17 protein-coding genes are annotated in these 18,077 nt (G+C 57.9%); 13 read left to right on the top strand and 4 right to left on the bottom strand.

Features of this window, described 5'->3' with window-relative positions; translation table 11 throughout:
* Positions 1-75: 75 nt before the first annotated feature.
* Both RQI55_RS10835 and rplI read left to right on the top strand, forming a co-directional pair.
* Positions 76-1,050, top strand: a complete 975-nt coding sequence (locus RQI55_RS10835) for a DUF2232 domain-containing protein (protein ID WP_192063885.1) — start codon at positions 76-78, stop codon at positions 1,048-1,050.
* Between the two features lie 14 nt (positions 1,051-1,064).
* Positions 1,065-1,640 carry a 50S ribosomal protein L9 gene (gene rplI / locus RQI55_RS10830; protein WP_042618601.1) on the top strand — a complete coding sequence of 192 codons (576 nt, stop codon included), beginning with the start codon at positions 1,065-1,067 and terminating at the stop codon, positions 1,638-1,640.
* Positions 1,641-1,736: 96 nt separating this feature from the next.
* Here rplI and RQI55_RS10825 read toward each other — a convergent pair whose 3' ends face one another.
* The gene (locus RQI55_RS10825) at positions 1,737-2,636 is read right to left on the bottom strand and encodes a DMT family transporter (protein ID WP_243256308.1); all 900 of its coding nucleotides are present in this window, start codon (positions 2,634-2,636) and stop codon (positions 1,737-1,739) included.
* Between the two features lie 122 nt (positions 2,637-2,758).
* Between RQI55_RS10825 and RQI55_RS10820 the strand changes: the two genes are divergently transcribed.
* Positions 2,759-3,472, top strand: a complete 714-nt coding sequence (locus RQI55_RS10820; RefSeq protein ID WP_243256309.1) for a helix-turn-helix transcriptional regulator — start codon at positions 2,759-2,761, stop codon at positions 3,470-3,472.
* Positions 3,473-3,484: 12 nt separating this feature from the next.
* Here RQI55_RS10820 and RQI55_RS10815 read toward each other — a convergent pair whose 3' ends face one another.
* The 3 genes from RQI55_RS10815 to RQI55_RS10805 are packed head-to-tail and all read right to left on the bottom strand — an operon-like array spanning position 3,485 to position 6,692.
* Positions 3,485-4,552 carry an HlyD family secretion protein gene (locus RQI55_RS10815; protein ID WP_243256310.1) on the bottom strand — a complete coding sequence of 356 codons (1,068 nt, stop codon included), beginning with the start codon at positions 4,550-4,552 and terminating at the stop codon, positions 3,485-3,487.
* A gap of 17 nt (positions 4,553-4,569) precedes the next feature.
* A complete protein-coding gene (locus RQI55_RS10810; protein WP_409233712.1) occupies positions 4,570-6,240 on the bottom strand; it encodes an MFS transporter in 1,671 nt (556 codons plus the stop codon).
* Positions 6,237-6,692 carry a MarR family winged helix-turn-helix transcriptional regulator gene (locus RQI55_RS10805; protein ID WP_243256311.1) on the bottom strand — a complete coding sequence of 152 codons (456 nt, stop codon included), beginning with the start codon at positions 6,690-6,692 and terminating at the stop codon, positions 6,237-6,239. Before RQI55_RS10805 ends, RQI55_RS10810 begins: the two co-directional genes overlap by 4 nt.
* A gap of 317 nt (positions 6,693-7,009) precedes the next feature.
* Here RQI55_RS10805 and RQI55_RS10800 point away from each other — a divergent pair, with 317 nt between their 5' ends.
* From RQI55_RS10800 to pip, 10 genes are all read left to right on the top strand, one after another.
* Positions 7,010-8,506, top strand: coding sequence for a replicative DNA helicase (locus tag RQI55_RS10800; protein ID WP_042618605.1), 1,497 nt, complete (start codon positions 7,010-7,012; stop codon positions 8,504-8,506).
* 65 nt (positions 8,507-8,571) lie between these two features.
* Positions 8,572-9,747, top strand: coding sequence for an alanine racemase (gene alr, locus RQI55_RS10795; protein ID WP_243256312.1), 1,176 nt, complete (start codon positions 8,572-8,574; stop codon positions 9,745-9,747).
* A gap of 107 nt (positions 9,748-9,854) precedes the next feature.
* Positions 9,855-11,255, top strand: a complete 1,401-nt coding sequence (radA, locus tag RQI55_RS10790) for a DNA repair protein RadA (RefSeq protein ID WP_042618606.1) — start codon at positions 9,855-9,857, stop codon at positions 11,253-11,255.
* A gap of 96 nt (positions 11,256-11,351) precedes the next feature.
* Positions 11,352-11,939, top strand: a complete 588-nt coding sequence (locus tag RQI55_RS10785; protein WP_243256313.1) for a CvpA family protein — start codon at positions 11,352-11,354, stop codon at positions 11,937-11,939.
* 138 nt (positions 11,940-12,077) lie between these two features.
* Positions 12,078-13,571: an amidophosphoribosyltransferase gene (purF, locus tag RQI55_RS10780; RefSeq protein WP_243256314.1), complete on the top strand. Its 1,494-nt coding sequence runs from the start codon at positions 12,078-12,080 to the stop codon at positions 13,569-13,571.
* A gap of 74 nt (positions 13,572-13,645) precedes the next feature.
* Positions 13,646-14,386: an SDR family NAD(P)-dependent oxidoreductase gene (locus RQI55_RS10775; RefSeq protein WP_243256315.1), complete on the top strand. Its 741-nt coding sequence runs from the start codon at positions 13,646-13,648 to the stop codon at positions 14,384-14,386.
* A gap of 198 nt (positions 14,387-14,584) precedes the next feature.
* On the top strand, positions 14,585-15,970 hold the full coding sequence (gene cysS / locus RQI55_RS10770) for a cysteine--tRNA ligase (RefSeq protein ID WP_243256316.1): 1,386 nt from the start codon (positions 14,585-14,587) through the stop codon (positions 15,968-15,970).
* Positions 15,971-16,079: 109 nt separating this feature from the next.
* Positions 16,080-16,559, top strand: a complete 480-nt coding sequence (locus RQI55_RS10765; protein ID WP_243256317.1) for a GFA family protein — start codon at positions 16,080-16,082, stop codon at positions 16,557-16,559.
* Positions 16,552-17,016 carry a GFA family protein gene (locus RQI55_RS10760; RefSeq protein ID WP_192063750.1) on the top strand — a complete coding sequence of 155 codons (465 nt, stop codon included), beginning with the start codon at positions 16,552-16,554 and terminating at the stop codon, positions 17,014-17,016. Before RQI55_RS10765 ends, RQI55_RS10760 begins: the two co-directional genes overlap by 8 nt.
* A gap of 10 nt (positions 17,017-17,026) precedes the next feature.
* Positions 17,027-17,983 (top strand): prolyl aminopeptidase, encoded by a 957-nt coding sequence (gene pip, locus RQI55_RS10755; protein ID WP_243256318.1) that lies wholly within the window; start codon positions 17,027-17,029, stop codon positions 17,981-17,983.
* Positions 17,984-18,077: the final 94 nt, after the last annotated feature.

Raw genomic sequence — 18,077 nt, 5'->3', positions numbered from 1 at the left:
ATGAAATCCCATGTTGGGGATCGGGTTCATATGAACCATCCTCTAACTGCTACGGAATTCCAGCAGGACAGCGAAGTGCCAAAACTGAACCAGACAGTGCTGATTCCCGGCATCCTAGCCGGCATATGCGCAGCGTTTCTCACGCTCGGCGCAACCGCACAGTCGTCCATGTCTTTCCTGCTCTACGCTGCATCCGCCATGCCCGTGCTTGTCGCTGGTTTCGGATGGGGCAATGCTTCGGCCATCGTTGCCGTGCTGACAGCCGCAGCCCTTGGCGCGCTTGCCGTTTCTCCCATTTTTGCCGTGACGATCTCGATTTTCACGCTCGTTCCAGCCGCATGGCTCTCCCACCTGGCCAATCTGGCGCGTCCCGCGTCGGAACTCGGTGGTCCTGAAGACCTGCTGGCATGGTATCCGCTTTCTGGCATCATTCTGCATCTGTGCGGCCTCATCACGCTTTCCGTCATCATTCTCGGCACGATGATCGGCTACGGCCCTGAACTCGTTTCGCAGCTTGTCGACGTGATGATGAGCTCGGTGCAGGCGCGTGAATCCGGTTTCACGCCTGACGCGACAGCCCTTGGGCAAACCAAGACACTGCTGGTTCTCATGCTGCCCATGATTCAGGGCGGCCTTTGGGTCATCATGCTGTTTGCCGCTTATTATTTCGCAAGCCGCATGGTGCGCTCCTTCGGCAAGGGACTTCGCCCACGCGAAGACATCTCAGCCGCGTTGCGCATGCATCGCAATGCGATCTTCATCTTCCTCGGCGGCATTGTCATGACCTTTGTCGGCGGCACCGTTGCCATGCTTGGCGCCGTTGTTTGCGGCACCTTCGGCGCGGGCTTCCTGATGGCAGGCTATGCTTCGCTGCATCACAGATCCAAGGGCAAGGACTGGCGCTGGCCGGTTCTGGTTCTCAGCTATATCTCAGCGGTTTTCGTCTTTCCGCTGCTCATCATTCTCGTCTTGGGTCTGAGCGACGTGCGCAGCACGATCTCTCTCACTCCACCACGGAAAACCGACAACAACAACGAAACCAAAAACTAGAAAGGATCAAGAAGATGGAAGTCATTCTTCTCGAACGTATCGCCAAGCTTGGCCAGATGGGCGAAACCGTAAAGGTTCGCGATGGCTACGCACGTAACTTCCTGCTGCCACAGGGCAAGGCACTTCGCGCCAACGCCAACAACAAGACCCGTTTCGAGTCTGAGCGCGCTACGCTTGAAGCCCGCAACCTCGAGCGCAAGACTGAAGCACAGACAGTTGCAGACGCGCTGGCTGGCAAGAGCTTCATCGTTGTTCGTTCCGCTGGCGAAACCGGCCAGCTGTACGGCTCTGTTGCTGCCCGTGACGTTGTCGAAATCCTCGGCGCTGAAGGCTTCAACATCGGCCGCAACCAGGTCGAGCTCAACACACCGATCAAGACCATTGGTCTGCACAATGTTACACTTCACCTGCATGCCGAAGTCGAGCTTCAGGTTGAACTGAACGTTGCCCGTTCTGCTGAAGAAGCCGAGCGTCAGTCCAAGGGCGAAAGCCTCACATCTGCTGACGCCATCTACGGCGTTGACGAAGACGCGCTTCGCCCAGAAGACTTCTTTGATCCAGACGCAGACCGCGACGGCGACGACGAGTAATCGTTCTTAGCTCTCGGGCTAAAGCAAAACCCCGGATGGCAACATCCGGGGTTTTGCTTGTCTGGGCCCTTGCTCCCACCCGTGGTGCGCATGTGTTCAGACATTGGAGACGCGGCGTGTTGGAATTGTCATCGCCACAACACCTGCCAGAATGCAGACAAGACCGATCATGGTCGCGACGTGAAGTTGCTCTCCAAGGAACACGACGCCGATGGCGACGCCAATTGGCACCCGCAGATAGGCCTGTGCCGTTGCTCCCAAGGAACCCAGCGTTCGCATCAGCCTGAAGTAGATCGTGAAGGCTGCCGCAGTCGAAAAGACGGACAGGCCGACCAAGGCAAGCAACGAAGCCATGGATGGTTCCAGCGCCCACGGGCGATCTACCATAATGCTGACCGGAGTGAGCATGACCGTGCCGCAGATCAGCGATCCAGCTGCCGGGATCATCGGATCGATATCCTTGAAGCTTTTCCCGAAAATGGCAGCACCCGCATAGAAGATGGTAGCAACAACAACGGCCAACTGCGCCAGCACCACACTTCCCAATCCGTTGAGCGCCTCCATGCCAATCATAACCACCGTCCCCGCCAGCCCCAGCACAACGCCGAACAATTTCCTCTTGCTTGTCGATTCGTGGCGCGTGATCAGGATAGTCAGAAGGAAGGTAAAAACCGGAGTCAACGAATTGAGAACAACAGCCAAGCCCGCGTCGATATGATGTTCCGCCCAGGCTATGAGGGTGAACGGCACGACACTGTTAAGAACGGCCTGGAGGGCAAATCCCTGCCACAATCGATAATCTTTCGGCAGCCGCAGCCCGCGCATGTAGAGTATCGCAACCAAAACAGCGCCTGCAGTCGCGGTGCGGGCAGCGATCAGGGTCACGGGTGGAATGGTCTCTATGCCGATCTTGATCAGCGTATAGGAACTGCCCCAAAGGCAACTCAAAAGCACAAGCAGCCCAAGTTCTCGTAACAGCGCAATTTTACCAGTCATTTCTTCATGATCCTTCAGGGAGATATCCCCGTCCCTATAGGAGCATATGGAGGCGGAATGCATCGGCCACGACCGAACCATCGCAGGCTGACGTTCCAGTGCGTTGGTGATACGGTTTGACCATGACAAGCATCGCTTCACCCAACACCATTGCCGCCATTGCCAGCCTTATCGGCGATACGACCCGCGCCAATATGCTGTGCGCGCTCATGGGCGGTCAGGCGCTGACGGCAGGAGAGCTGTCTCGGCAGGCGGGCGTCACTCAGCAGACCGGCAGCGGCCATCTTGCAAAGATGGTGGACGCGAAATTGCTCACTGCCGTCAAGCAGGGACGGCACCGATATTACCGGCTCGCCTCGCCCCAGGTGGCACACGGTATTGACGCGTTGATGACGATTGCCGCGGATGGTCCACCCCGGCACCATCCGACAGGCCCGAGGGAACGGGACATGCGTATCGCCCGTAGCTGTTACGACCATATTGCCGGTAAGCTTGGCGTCGCCTTGGCCGACAGCATGGCTGCAAGCGGCAGGGTCATCATGTCAGACGAAGGTGCGGTCGTGACCAGCGATGGCGAGGACTTCCTGCGCAGCTTCGGGATTGAACTCCAGAATGACAGCCGCTCGAAACGCCCCCTCTGCCGCACCTGCCTGGACTGGAGCGAGCGGCGTTATCACATTGGCGGGCGTGTGGGACAGGCGCTCATGGAACGGACGCTCGAACTTGGTTGGTTGGCGCGCAAGAATGAAAGCCGCGCCCTTCGAGTGACACCCGCCGGTGAGCAAGGCTTCCGTGAAATCTTCTGCCTACCCACCGGCTGGGATGACGTACGTTAGAAGCTGACAACCTCAGTTGCCAGCTTTCGCCACTCCCGTCGGCGCGCTGCTCTTATCCACCCGCACCACAACAGACATGCCCGGCGAAAGCTCTGAGGCCAGCGGCTGATCGGGGTCGATGGAGATCCGCACGCCCATGCGCTGGGCAATCTTCACGAAATTGCCAGTCGCATTGTCTGGCTTGATGACGGCAAATTCCGAACCGGCGGCGGGCGCGAAGCGCTCGACCTTGCCGGTCAGCTTGCGGCGATGTAGCGCATCCACAGAAATCGAAACGGCCTGCCCTACTTCCATGCCAGCAAGCTGGGTTTCCTTGTAATTGGCGACCACCCATATGTCGTTCGGCACCACCGCCATCAGTTGTGTGCCCGCCGCCACATATTGACCGACGCGAACACCGACCTCGCCCAGCTTGCCATCTCTTGGCGCATGGATTTCGGTATTTTGCAGATCGATCTTCGCAAGTTCGACGGCTGCTTCCGCATTTGCGACTGCTGCCTGCAGCGAGCCCCTGTTGATGATGATGGTCTGGAGATCCTGCCGGGTTACCTCAAGCGCCGCCTTGGACTGGGATAGACCGGCGCGGGCCTTTTCGAGGCTGGCTTGCGCTTCTTCCTGCACGCTTGATGTACCGACCCCGCTTCGAACGAGATTATCCTGACGGTCAGAGGCAAGCTGGGCCTGTTTCAGGGATGCTTCGGCGCTATCGACGGCGGCCTCGCCAGAGGCAATATTGGCCTTGGCAGCAATTTCCAGCTGGCGGGAATTATCAAACGCAGCCTTCTGGCTGTCCAGAGAAGCCTCGGCCTGGGCGAGCTTCTGCCGGAAAATCCGGTCATCCACCTTGGCCAAGAGGTCGCCCTGCTTGACTTGCTGGTAATCCTTGACCGGCACATCGACAACGTACCCGCTAACCTGCGGACTCATGGTCGTCACATAGCCGCGCACATAGGCGTTGTCAGTCATTTCGACCGAGGTGGAAAAAGGTGGCAGGCGCCACGCGTAAAGCACCAGCGCCACACCGGCGACGCCGCCCAGGAGAACAATGAGAGTAAGAGGAGTCAGTATTTTCTTCAGCATTTTATTTTCCCGGACAATCAGGATTGAGACGTGGCAACAGTGACTTGCCCGCTTTTCAGCAAAGGCTTGATCCGTAACCAGGCAAGGTGCAGCAGAAGCATGACAAGAGCAGCAGCCGCACACACAGAAATCAACAGAAACGTGTCGTTATAGGCCAGAATATAGGCCTCGCGTGTGACCTGCTGCCCAAGCAGCGATAGGCCTTCCGCTTTGAGAAGTGCAGGGTCGGTGATGACATGGGCATAGGCGCCGGACAGTTGAGTGATGCGTTGCACCACCTGCGGGTTCTGCAAGAGAATGCTTTCCACCAGAATATTAGAGTGGAATTTTTCCCGAAGCGTGACGAAAGATCCCAATATCCCTGTCGTCAGCATCGATCCCGTGATCTGCGTGAACAGAAAAATGGTGATGAAGTTGACGAGGTAAGGCGGGCCTTTCGCCAATGCGGCGCCAAATCCCTTGGCCATGACGGGCGGAAGGAACATGGCAGCGCCGAACGCAATCATGGCCTGGCTGAGATACATCTGCTCCGGCCTCACAACATTGGTCAGCCCACTGTCCATAAACGCACCCGCAGAAATCAGTGTCAGCGCGATGACGTGAGCGGTATCGACATATTTCGTCAACATCAGCAGCGCGCAGAAGGCTCCGCCCAGCACTGTTGCAAGGATAATCAAGGCATAGAGTTCGGTCGTCTGCTCGTTCAACAGGCCCAGTTGCTGGTACAGACTGACCGCGGTTGACGATTGCTCTGAAGATACGGCGCGATAGATCAGCAGAACCGCAATCAGATGAAGATTGGTGCGTGAGAATATCCATCGCAGATCCAGCATCGGATTTTTGCGCGGCAGCTCGATCATCACCATCAGCGCCAGCAGTCCGATTGAGGTTGCCAGCAACACGCCCAGCCACCAAGTTTCGAACCACCAGTAGAAACGGCCAAGCGTGAGAAACACGGCAAGACAGCCAAGCCCACCGGCAAAGAGCAGATAGCTCAATATATCCACGCGCTCGATGACCTTCACACGCGGTGGCGGAGTGAGTGGCAGCAGGTAGATGATGGGGAGCACGGCAAGAGCAAGCCCCACTTCCATGGTGTAAAGCGCCTGCCAGCCGCCAATATCCAGCAGATCTGGCGAAACGATACGGGCAAGCGGTGACGACAGGAGCGTGCCCGTGAGCGCAATGCTGAGACCCAGCGTCAGCTTACGTTGCGCGGGAAAGGCTTCGAGAATGTAGAGAAAGCCGAGCGAAGACAGCGGAGCCGCCGCCATGCCACTAACGAAGCGCACGACGATTGCCGAGTGGATATCCGTCACGAAGAGGTTGAGACAGGATGCCAGCACAAAACAGATGATGCTGATCTCGGCGAAGGGCCGCAATCCGTATTGCTGGCGGACCTTGAACAGCGCAATCGAGAAGGTCGCATAAGGGGCCATGTAGGCTGCCGAAAGCCAAGCGACCTCGGCAACTGTCGCTGAAAACTCACCCTGCAACTGATAGATATTGGCCATGACGATATTCATGCCCATGCCCTGGGTCACGAAAAAGGACAGGCCAGCGGCCACATAGAGCAGCTTCTGAAAAAAGGATTTTTCCGGCGGCTGAGACGGTGCAGCAGGCACTTCCGGCGCCTGCTTTGCCGCATCAGCGGTCACGTCATTGATGTTTGAAACGGCGTTGCTCACGACTGCCCCTTTTCACCGGAAAGGTTGTGCAGATTGGCAGACAGACGACGAACGACATGCAAAGCAGCGCTTATATCATCCGTCGAAATATCGGCAGCGATGTCAGCCCGCATGGATTTCGCCTGCATATGCACATCCTCGAATGTCGTGATACCCTCAGGCGTCATGTGAATGCGCTTGGCACGGCGGTCATTTTCATCAGAACGCCGCTCTATGAGGTTTTGTTTCTCCATGGCATCCAGCACACGCACAAGCGTCGGCGTTTCGATTTCCAACTCTTCGGCAAGCTCTTTCTGCGTCAGCGGACCACGGCGAGACAGTACAAAAAGCGCACGTGCTCTTGCAAGCGTCAGCCCCTGCTCTGCCACCCTTGCATCGAAGAATGATCTGAGCTTTCGGTTAAAGGCCGCCATCTCATCAAAAAGCTGTTCTTTTTCTGTCGCACGGGACAAGTCAATAGACCTTATAATTAGCATGCTACCCATTGCCATCCTATGTATTTTTGAGATTGAGGATTTGCAAGTCTCTTTGTTGAAATAGCTGCCATGCCGTAAACTCATGGCAGACTGGGAACGATTCGGCGCGGCTGTGGGCCAGCCTGTGGATTAGTGTTGAAAACATCTGGCATGCGGTCGCCTGTTACCAATCCGGCAAGCTCTCACTCACTGTTGCCGCATTGTCCTTGACTGCTGCGGCCGCTGCCTTCAAACCGGCAGGCTTGCAAGAAACGAAGGCTCCGAACCAGCCTCAAGGGAGATCACAGAAAACCATGAACGACCCTGTGAGAAAGATCACCCCCGCCCCGGCTGCCGAACCGCTCTACCGCGAGGCGCCCAACAACATTGAAGCGGAACAGGCGCTGCTGGGTGCCATCCTCGTCAACAACGACGCCTATTACCGCGTATCCGACTTTCTGAAGCCCGTGCATCTGTATGAGCCGCTTCACCGCAAGATTTTCGAAGTGGCGGGCGATATCATCCGCATGGGCAAGACCGCCAACCCGGTCACGATCAAGACGTTTCTGCCCGCTGACGGAAAGATTGGCGACCTCACGGTTGCGCAATATCTCGCGCGCCTGGCATCGGACGCCGTGTCGATCATCAACGCCGAAGACTATGGCCGCGCCATCTACGATCTGGCCCTTCGCCGCGCTTTGATCCAGATCGGTGAGGATGTCGTCAACATCGCCTATGACGCGCCGCTGGACATGCCGCCGCAGACGCAGATCGAAGACACCGAGCGACGTCTGTTCGAGCTTGCGGAAACGGGCCGTTACGACGGCGGCTTCCAGTCTTTCAATGACGCCGTTTCGCTTGCCATCGATATGGCCGGGGCGGCCTTCGAGCGTGACGGCAACCTGTCGGGCATTTCCACCGGTATCCACTCGCTGGATGCCCGCATGGGTGGCTTGCAGCGCTCTGACTTGATCGTGCTCGCCGGACGCCCGGGCATGGGCAAGACCTCGCTTGCTACCAACATCGCCTATAATATTGCCGCATCTTACGAGCAGGAAATTCAGCCGGATGGTACCTACAAGGCCAAGAATGGCGGCGTTGTAGGTTTCTACTCGCTCGAAATGTCGTCCGAGCAGCTGGCAACCCGTATCATCTCCGAGCAGACCGAAGTGTCATCCTCGAAAATCCGCCGTGGTGAAATCACCGAGGCCGACTTCGAAAAGCTTGTTGCCTGCAGCCAGATGATGCAGAAAGTGCCGCTCTATATCGACCAGACCGGTGGTATTTCCATCGCGCAGCTTTCCGCCCGCGCGCGTCGATTGAAGCGCCAGCGCGGCCTTGATTGCTTGGTGGTGGACTATATTCAGCTGATGACTGGTTCCGGCAAATCCGGTGAAAACCGCGTGCAGGAAATCACCCAGATCACCACGGGTTTGAAGGCGCTTGGCAAGGAACTCAATGTTCCAATCATCGCGCTCTCACAGCTCTCCCGTCAGGTGGAAAGCCGCGAAGACAAACGCCCACAACTGTCAGACCTTCGTGAATCGGGCTCCATCGAGCAGGACGCCGACGTGGTGCTGTTCGTGTTCCGTGAAGAATACTACGTCAAGAACATGGAGCCCCGCGATATTTCCGATCCGAAATATGGCGAGTGGGAAGCCCTGTTCGATAAGGTCAAAGGCACGGCAGACGTTATCATCGCCAAGCAGCGCCACGGACCGACCGGCACGGTGAAGCTGCAGTTCCAGTCGGAGTTCACCCGCTTCGCAGACCTTGCAGACCCTTCCTTCACGCAATACGAAGAGACCTAACGCCCCGGATTTCGCCCCGCCCTTACCAAAAGCGCGGGGCGCAGTTTTTTCACGGTATGGAAATCATGATAGACGAGTTCGACGAAAGCTTTTCCGACACTGAGAACGATGCCTTCGACATCGCGCCGTTGCGCGTTACCATCGATCTTTCAGCACTTGCGGATAATTGGCGAGATATGGCCAGACGTTCCGGCAAGGCGCGGGCCAGCGCGGTTGTCAAAGCCGACGCCTATGGAATGGGGATCGAGGATTGCGGGGCGACGCTCTATCACGCGGGCGCGCGTGATTTCTTCGTGGCCTCCGTTGCGGAAGGCGTGACCCTGCGCCCGCATGCGCCAGAGGCACGCATTTTCGTACTGTCCGGCCTGTGGCCAGGGCAGGAAGGCCATGTTTTCAACAATGACCTTGTGCCGGTCATCGCCTCGGAAGAACAGCTATCCTTCTGGATGGGGACACTGGCTGAGCGCGGCGACCATCCGTTTGCGCTGCATGTCGATACGGGTTTCAACCGGCTTGGTCTGCCGCTGGAGGATGCGCTGTTTCTGGCGGAAGATTCGACCCGCCCCGCAAGCTTCGATCCAGTCCTTGTCCTATCCCACCTTGCCTGCGCCGATACGCCATCTTCTCCGATGAATGCGTTACAGCTCGAATCATTCCGGCAGGTTAGCCAAGCTTTCAAAGGTATCGAATCAAGCCTTTCAGCTTCCGCTGGAATCTTCCTCGGCGCCGATTACCATTTCGATCTCACCCGCCCCGGCATCGCTCTTTATGGCGGCGAAGCGGTCAATGACATGACAAATCCCATGCGCCCGGTTGCCAAGGCCGAGGCCCGGATCATCCAGATCCGCGATGCTGGTGAAGGCCAGACGGTAAGCTACGGCGGAACTCACCGCCTGACGCGCGCCAGTCGGCTGGCGATTGCCTCGGTTGGTTATGCCGATGGCTACCATCGCTCGCTTTCCGGCTCAGGCATCCCGCTGCGCGATATGGGCAATGGCGGGGCTCATGGCTTCATCAATGGCCACAAGGTGCCAGTCGCTGGCCGCGTGACCATGGACCTCACGATTTTCGACGTGACGGACGTGCCGCCCAACGCCATACGCGCTGGCGACTACGTCGAGCTTTTCGGCCCGAACGTGGCGGTCGATGACGTGGCGCGCGCCGCAGGCACCATCGGTTACGAAATGCTGACGGGGCTTGGGCTGCGCTATGAGCGGCAATATCTTGTCGAAGACGAGTGAGGCATTGATTGCCTCTTGGAAAGCTTTGGCAAACTGTGCTAACGAGAACAAAAGGTGATCGAAAGCCTCTCCAGTTCAGATTCCTAACGCAAAGAAAATAGACATTCATGGCCAAAGCCAAGACACAATTCATCTGCCAGAACTGCGGCACGGTCCACACCCGTTGGGCAGGCAAATGCGAAGGCTGCGGCGAGTGGAACACGATTGTTGAAGAAGACCCGATGGGTGGCATCGGCTCTGGGCCCGGCAAAACGCCGAAAAAGGGCCGACCCGTCACCCTCACCTCGCTCTCTGGCGAGATCGAGGAAGCACCGCGCATTCCAACCGGCATGGGCGAGTTGGACCGCGCAACCGGTGGCGGCTTTGTGCGCGGCTCGGCAGTCCTGATCGGCGGCGATCCAGGCATCGGCAAATCCACCCTTCTCATGCAGGCAGCCGCCGCCCTTTCCCGTCGCGGCCATCGCATTGTCTACGTCTCGGGTGAAGAAGCGGTGGCGCAGGTCCGGCTACGCGCCCAGCGTCTTGGGGCGGCAGATACGGATGTGCTTCTGGCAGCGGAAACCAATGTCGAGGATATTCTGGCGACGATATCGGAAGGCAAGCGGCCGGATCTCATCATCATCGATTCGATCCAGACCCTGTGGAGCGATACCGCTGATTCCGCACCCGGCACGGTCACGCAGGTCCGCACGGGCGTTCAGGCGATGATCCGCTTTGCCAAGCAGACGGGTGCAACCATGGTGCTTGTCGGCCACGTCACGAAGGACGGGCAGATCGCCGGTCCGCGTGTTGTCGAGCATATGGTCGATGCGGTGCTGTATTTCGAAGGCGATCGCGGCCATCACTATCGCATTCTGCGCACCGTGAAGAACCGCTTTGGTCCGACAGACGAAATCGGCGTCTTTGAAATGTCGGACAAGGGCCTGCGGGAAGTATCCAACCCATCGGAGCTGTTTCTGGGCGAGCGCAACGAGAAGTCACCCGGCGCTGCCGTTTTCGCGGGCATGGAGGGAACGCGCCCCGTTCTTGTTGAGGTACAGGCGCTGGTGGCCCCGACATCGCTTGGAACGCCGCGCAGAGCCGTCGTGGGCTGGGATTCGTCGCGCCTCGCCATGATCCTTGCCGTACTGGAGGCCCATTGCGGCGTAAAGCTGGGCAGCCATGACGTCTACCTCAACATTGCCGGCGGCTATCGTATCTCCGAGCCCGCAGCAGATATGGCGATTGCCTCTGCACTGGTTTCATCCCTTGCCGGTCTTGCCCTGCCCGCCGATTGCGTCTATTTCGGCGAGGTCAGCCTGTCGGGCGCGGTCAGACCTGTTTCGCAAACAGGCCAACGGTTGAAAGAGGCTGAAAAACTTGGTTTCTCCTCCGCATTTCTGCCGTCAGCATCTGCTGAATTGCCAAAGGGCAGCAAGGGGCGCTGGACTGAAATCGAAAGCCTGCCGGATCTCGTCGCACGTATTGCGGGGTCGGGAAGCCGGTTCAGACAGGTTGAGGAAGACTAAGATTGATCCTTTCGCTGGCTAAACGGCTAGTGTATGAGGAACGAAAATTGGCACAGTGGCGCTCCCATTCAGTGTCGCGACCTCCGGAGTTGGTAAATGCCCATTACAATTTTCGACGGCATCGTTATCGCCGTTGTCCTGTTCTCCGCTGTTCTCGCCATGGTGCGGGGCTTTTCGCGTGAAATCCTGTCCATCGCCAGTTGGGGCGGCTCTGTTGCGGCCGCCTATTATCTCTATCCGGTACTGTTGCCCTATGCGCGCAATTATACCGATGACGACAAGATTGCGATTGCCGGTTCGGCTGGCGTCATCTTCCTTGTCGCGCTGATCGTCATTTCCTTCATCACGTCCCGCATCGCCGACTTTATCATCGATAGCCGCATCGGCGCGCTTGATCGCACCCTCGGCTTCCTCTTCGGGGCAGCACGCGGCATTCTTCTGCTGGTCGTTGCCGTCGCTTTCTGGAACTGGCTGGTGGATGTGCGCACGCAGCCAGAATGGGTCACGCAGGCCAAATCCAAGCCATTCCTAGATGGTCTTGTTGCCAAGCTCGAGGCAGCGCTTCCCGATAATATCGAACCGCAAATCCGGGCGCGCATTCTCGGCAAGCCGCCAGAAGGTGCAACCGAGCAGACACCTGTGGACGATGCACCAGCAACGACCACTCCGGCACCAGCGAATTGATGACCATGTGCGCCTTGCAATCCACGCAGGGCGCGCTATTTGTGCTAGATATTCAATATAGGCAGCAGACAGACCAAACTGGCACACCACCCTGCCAGAGCGGTTATTGTTTTTGGCACTTCAGCAAAGGCACGCCAGATGAATGAGCCGCTTTCGCATTCCACACTCAACGACATTCTCGATGGCGATACCCTGCATGAAGAATGCGGCGTCTTCGGCATTCTGGGCCACCCGGATGCGGCGGCACTGACAGCACTCGGCCTGCATGCCCTTCAGCATCGCGGCCAGGAAGCCGCAGGCATGGTGTCTTTCGATGGCAAGCGTTTCTATCAGGAACGCCATATGGGTCTTGTCGGCGACCACTACACAAACCCATCCACGCTGGCGCGTCTGCCCGGCTCGATCTGCATCGGCCACACACGCTACTCGACAACCGGCGAAGTAGCGATGCGCAACGTTCAGCCGCTGTTTGCCGAGCTTGAAGAAGGCGGCATCGCGGTTGCCCATAACGGCAATTTCACCAACGGCCTGACCCTTCGCCGTCAGATCATCGCAACCGGCGCCATCTGTCAGTCGACATCCGATACGGAAGTTGTTCTGCATCTCATCGCCCGTTCGCGCCACTCCTCCACCGCTGATCGCTTCATCGATGCCATCCGCCAGATGGAAGGCGGCTACTCGATGTTGGCGATGACGCGCACCAAGCTGATTGCCGCTCGCGACCCCACGGGCATTCGTCCACTGGTCATGGGTGATCTGGATGGAAAGCCGATTTTCTGCTCGGAAACCTGTGCACTGGATATTATCGGCGCGAAATTCGTGCGCGACGTGGAGAATGGCGAAGTCATCATCTGCGAGATTCAGCCGGATGGTTCCGTGACCATCGATGCGCGCAAGCCGGTGAAGCCGCAGCCGGAACGCCTCTGCCTGTTCGAATATGTCTATTTCGCCCGTCCCGACTCCGTCGTCGGCGGCCGCAACGTCTACACGACCCGCAAAAACATGGGCAGCATCCTTGCCAAGGAAGCGCCTCTTGAGGCCGATGTTGTCGTGCCTGTGCCAGATGGCGGCACGCCTGCCGCGCTTGGTTTTGCGCAGGAAAGCGGCATTCCTTTCGAATACGGCATTATCCGTAATCACTATGTTGGACGGACCTTCATCGAGCCAACCCAGTCCATTCGTGCATTGGGTGTGAAGCTCAAGCATTCCGCCAACCGGGCCATGATCGAAGGCAAGCGCGTGGTTCTGGTGGATGATTCCATCGTGCGCGGCACAACATCGGTCAAGATCGTCCAGATGATCCGCGAAGCTGGCGCCAAGGAAGTCCACATCCGCGTGGCGAGCCCGATGATTTTCCACCCGGATTTCTACGGTATCGACACGCCGGATGCCGATAAGCTGCTGGCCAACCAGTATGCAGATGTTCAGGACATGGCGAAATTCATCGGCGTGGACTCCCTGGCATTCCTTTCCATCAACGGGCTCTATCAGGCCGTTGGCGGAGTGGACCGCAACCCTGCCCGCCCGCAGTTCACCGATCATTATTTCACCGGTGAATACCCGACCCGCCTTCTGGACAAGAATGGCGAAGCGATGGGCAACAAGATTTCCATGCTGGCCAGCAACGGCTGATTTCAACATGCCCGCGCTCATCGCGCGGGCTTTCGGCTGTTTGCCGCATGAACCTATCGATCTCGGGGGAGACAATGACGACAGACCTTAAAGGGCGCATTGCGCTCGTGACCGGCGCCTCCCGTGGTATCGGATATTTCACCGCGCTCGAACTCGCCAAGGCTGGCGCGCACGTCATCGCTTGCGCCCGCACAGTCGGCGGCCTTGAAGATCTTGACGATGCGATCAAGGCGGCGGGCGGCACGGCAACACTTGTGCCATTCGATCTTGCAGACATGAATGCCATTGATGCGCTTGGCGCATCCATCCATGAACGTTGGGGCAAGCTGGATATTCTGGTCGCCAATGCCGGTGTTCTCGGCGTCATTTCTCCTGTCGGGCATATCGAAGCGAAAGTCTTCGAAAAGGTGATGACCATCAACGTCACGGCCACATGGCGGCTGATCCGGTCGGTTGAGCCTCTGCTGTTCAGATCGGATGCCGGTCGCGCACTCATTCTGTCGTCCGGTGCACCGCATTCCTGCCGTCCGTTCTGGGGTGCCTATTCAACATCCAAGGCGGCTGTCGAGGCTCTGGCCCGGACATGGGCTGCTGAAACAGAGACCACGGCGCTTCGCGTCAACAGCGTCAATCCAGGTGCAACGCGCACCGCAATGCGGGCCCAGGCCATGCCGGGCGAAGACCCCGACACGCTGCCGCACCCGTCCGAAATTGCCGCTGCTCTGCTGCCGCTTACATCTCCTGATCTGGTCGAGACAGGCAAGATCTACGTCGTGCGTGACCGCAAATTCGTGAGCTACCGCGCGCCTGAGTGATGTACTTTCGGTTGTGGGACAGGCCTTGACCAAATCCGCTTGCCGTTTCATAAGGCGAGATATGGAAACGATGATCTGCACCTGTTGCTGAGATATTTTTTGCTGGTCTAACGCCGGCCAGATCGTTTTCGTCTATCCCGTTTCAAAAGACAAACGCTCCGGCTGGGAACAACTGCTTGCTCCCAAGGGAAAACCCTCATGTCCTTGCGTTTGAAATTTCACAATACACTGACCCGCGAGAAGGCTGACTTCCAGCCAATCGATGCCAACACTGTGCGGATGTATGTTTGCGGACCGACGGTCTATGATTTTGCGCATATCGGCAATGCCCGCCCCGTGATCGTTTTCGACGTGCTTTTCCGCTTGCTGCGCCATGTCTATGGCGAGGCCCATGTGACCTATGCACGCAACATCACTGACGTGGATGACAAGATCAACGCACGGGCGCTGCGCGACTATCCGCACCTGCCCCTGAATGACGCCATCCATGCCGTCACCGAAAAGACGGCAAAGCAGTTTCATGATGACGTCGCGCTGCTGGGTTGCCTTGAGCCGACCATCGAGCCTCGCGCCACCGACAATATTGCGCAGATGATCGACATCATCGAAAAGCTGATTGCGCGTGGCCATGCCTACGTGGAAAGCGGCGAAGTTCTGTTCGACACAAAATCCATGGGCGATTACGGCCAGCTTTCCAAGCGCCCGCTGGATGAGCAGCAGGCGGGAGCGCGTGTTGCCGTGGAGGTGCACAAGAAGAACCCAGGTGACTTCGTGCTGTGGAAGCTTTCGAGTCACAACGAACCCGGCTGGGAAAGCCCTTGGGGACGCGGTCGTCCGGGTTGGCACATAGAATGCTCTGCCATGGCGGGCCGCTATCTGGGTGAAACATTCGACATTCACGGCGGCGGGCTGGACCTCATCTTCCCGCACCACGAAAACGAGATTGCCCAATCTCGCTGCGCCCATGGCACTGAGGTCATGGCCAATGTGTGGATGCATAACGGTTTCGTACAGGTTGAAGGCCGCAAGATGTCGAAATCCGACGGCAACTTCATCACCATCCACGAACTTCTGCACACAGAGACCTTCGGTGGCCGCAAATGGCCGGGCGAAGTGTTGCGCCTTGCCATGCTGATGACCCATTACCGGGAACCCATCGACTTCTCGGTGAAGCGGCTTGAGGAAGCCGAACGGCTGCTGGCAAAGTGGCCCGCAGGCGACGTGAGCGACGTGGCACCTGACCAGACCGTGCTGGATGCGCTGGCAGATGACCTCAACACCGTGGCGGCCGTGCAGGCCCTTCACGCGCTTGCACAAGCGGCCAATGCCGACCCGGAAAAACTTGCCGCTTTTGCAGCAAGCGCGGCACTGCTGGGCGTCTTGCCGAAAAAAGCCGAGATGGACGAAGCCATAGTCGCAGCCGTTGATACGCTGGTGGACATGCGGCTCGAGATGCTGAAAGCCAAGAACTTCGCAGAAGCCGACCGCATCCGCGATGAGCTCCTGACCAAGGGCATTCAGCTGAAGGACGGCAAGAACAAGGAGACTGGTGAGCGTGTGACGACGTGGGAGTTAAAGCGCTAGGGCGCAGATTAGGCTTGCCTACCCTGTCTTGCTTTCGCTGGTCCTTTACTTAAGCTGCAGCAGGGACTGTCTGACTCAGTATCCTTGGAACCATAGAAGGAGACCGGCCATGACAATCCACACAGGCGGATGCCAATGCGGCGCGATCCGTTTTCGCGTTGATGCGGATTTGAAAGACAGCTCGATCTGCCATTGCCGCATGTGTCAGAAAGCCTTCGGCGCCTATTACGCGCCGCTGGTCTCAGTGCGCGGCACCGACTTCATCTGGACGCGGGGCGAGCCGAAGCGGTTTCAGTCTTCCGATATCGTTAAGCGCGGCTTTTGTGCTGATTGCGGAATACCGCTGACCTATGAAGCGCCTGACGGTATGGCCGTGGCGGCTGGTGCGTTCGACGAACCCTCAGCTTTTCCGCCATCGATGCAATGGGGCGTGGAGCGGAAGATCGGCTTCGTGGACCAGCTTCACACCCTGCCCTCAGTGCCAACGGAAGATGACCTGACATCGGTTGACTATCTGAGCGGGCTGATATCCCATCAGCACCCGGACCACGACACGGAAGTATGGCCGCAGGAGGCAAGACATGACTGATACAGGACATTCTGGCGGCTGCCAGTGCGGCGCGGTCAGGTTTCATGCGGGCAAGCTCGGGCGTCCCTCAATCTGCCATTGCCGCATGTGCCAGAAGCAGTTCGGCAATTTCTTCGGCGCTCTTGTAACAGCCGATCAGGCGCATTTGACGTGGACCCGCGGGCAACCGACCCTCTTCCGCTCATCCGCCAAAATCCATCGTGGGTTCTGCAACAAATGCGGCACACCGCTGACCTATCACCATGCAGGCGGGGTGGAGATTGCCATTGGCGCTTTCGATGATCCGCAAAACATCGAGCCGCAAGTGCAGGTGAATGAACAGATGCAAATGCCATGGATCAAGACCCTGTTCGACAAGCCTGTCACGACACAGAGTGTGGATGCGGCCAGCATTGTCTCATACCAGCACCCGGACCATGATACGGCTGTATGGCCGCCCGAAGACAGCGTGAATTGAGGACACCAGAATGAGCGATGCCTTGCGCAGTTTCTATCCAGAAATCGAGCCCTTCGAGACCGGCATGCTGGATGTGGGCGATGGCCATGTGATCTATTGGGAGCGGGTTGGAACGAAGGGCGCAAAGCCCGCCGTGTTTCTGCACGGTGGCCCCGGCGGCGGCGTGACCCCAACCCATCGGCGGGTGTTCGATCCTGCTCTTTACGATATCATCCTTTTCGACCAGCGCGGCTGCGGGCGCTCCACGCCGCATGCATGCCTTGAGGCCAACACGACCTGGCATCTGGTCGCGGACATGGAGGCGTTGCGGGAGAAATTCGGCTTCGAGACATGGCAGGTCTTCGGCGGCTCCTGGGGTTCAACGCTCGCGCTTGCCTATGCGCAAACCCACCCGCATCGTGTCAGCGAACTCGTGCTGCGCGGCATCTACACACTGACCAAGGCTGAGCTGGATTGGTACTATCAGTTCGGCGTATCTGAGATGTATCCAGAGCGTTTTGAAACCTTTCTCGCGCCGATTCCTGAAGCTGAGCGCCATGAGATGATGGTGGCCTATAACCGCTATCTGACCGGCACGGATGAGCAGAAAAAGCTCGAATGCGCCAAAGCGTGGAGCCAGTGGGAAGGTGCGACGATCTCGCTGGTTATGGATCAGGCCCGCGTAGACGATTTTGGCGAAGCCCAATATGCCATCGCATTTGCGCGCATCGAAACGCATTATTTCGTCAACGCAGGATGGTTTGAAGAAGGCCAGTTGCTGCGGGATGCCAGCAAGCTCAAGGATATTCCGGGCGTCATCGTTCACGGACGCTACGATATGCCATGCCCGCTGAAATATGCATGGCAGCTTTCGAAAGCCTGGCCCAAAGCGGATCTGCATATCGTGGAAGCGGCAGGCCATGCCCTGAGCGAACCCGGTATTCTCGATCAGCTCATTCGCGCAACGGATCGGTTTTCTGGCAAATAAGCCAGGTATTCTAGTGGCATAGAAGCGTCGGCTCCTGTATCGAATGAGCCGATGCAGCCATTCTTTGGGCAAATGAAGCTTTTTTCACCACACG

The organism is Rhizobium sp. WCS2018Hpa-16 (genome assembly GCF_031843705.1).
GTDB lineage: Bacteria > Pseudomonadota > Alphaproteobacteria > Rhizobiales > Rhizobiaceae > Agrobacterium > Agrobacterium tumefaciens_C.
The sequence above is the reverse complement of the archived record's forward strand: the minus strand, read 5'-3'. Positions and strand labels throughout refer to the sequence as shown.

Coding starts and splice junctions, on each gene's coding strand:
- rplI (WP_042618601.1), top strand. CDS start 1,065: ATGGAAGTCATTCTTCTCGAACGTATCGCCAAGCTTGGCCAGATGGGC.
- RQI55_RS10825 (WP_243256308.1), bottom strand. CDS start 2,636: ATGACTGGTAAAATTGCGCTGTTACGAGAACTTGGGCTGCTTGTGCTT.
- RQI55_RS10820 (WP_243256309.1), top strand. CDS start 2,759: ATGACAAGCATCGCTTCACCCAACACCATTGCCGCCATTGCCAGCCTT.
- RQI55_RS10815 (WP_243256310.1), bottom strand. CDS start 4,552: ATGCTGAAGAAAATACTGACTCCTCTTACTCTCATTGTTCTCCTGGGC.
- RQI55_RS10800 (WP_042618605.1), top strand. CDS start 7,010: ATGAACGACCCTGTGAGAAAGATCACCCCCGCCCCGGCTGCCGAACCG.
- alr (WP_243256312.1), top strand. CDS start 8,572: ATGATAGACGAGTTCGACGAAAGCTTTTCCGACACTGAGAACGATGCC.
- radA (WP_042618606.1), top strand. CDS start 9,855: ATGGCCAAAGCCAAGACACAATTCATCTGCCAGAACTGCGGCACGGTC.
- RQI55_RS10785 (WP_243256313.1), top strand. CDS start 11,352: ATGCCCATTACAATTTTCGACGGCATCGTTATCGCCGTTGTCCTGTTC.
- purF (WP_243256314.1), top strand. CDS start 12,078: ATGAATGAGCCGCTTTCGCATTCCACACTCAACGACATTCTCGATGGC.
- RQI55_RS10775 (WP_243256315.1), top strand. CDS start 13,646: ATGACGACAGACCTTAAAGGGCGCATTGCGCTCGTGACCGGCGCCTCC.
- cysS (WP_243256316.1), top strand. CDS start 14,585: ATGTCCTTGCGTTTGAAATTTCACAATACACTGACCCGCGAGAAGGCT.
- RQI55_RS10765 (WP_243256317.1), top strand. CDS start 16,080: ATGACAATCCACACAGGCGGATGCCAATGCGGCGCGATCCGTTTTCGC.
- RQI55_RS10760 (WP_192063750.1), top strand. CDS start 16,552: ATGACTGATACAGGACATTCTGGCGGCTGCCAGTGCGGCGCGGTCAGG.
- pip (WP_243256318.1), top strand. CDS start 17,027: ATGAGCGATGCCTTGCGCAGTTTCTATCCAGAAATCGAGCCCTTCGAG.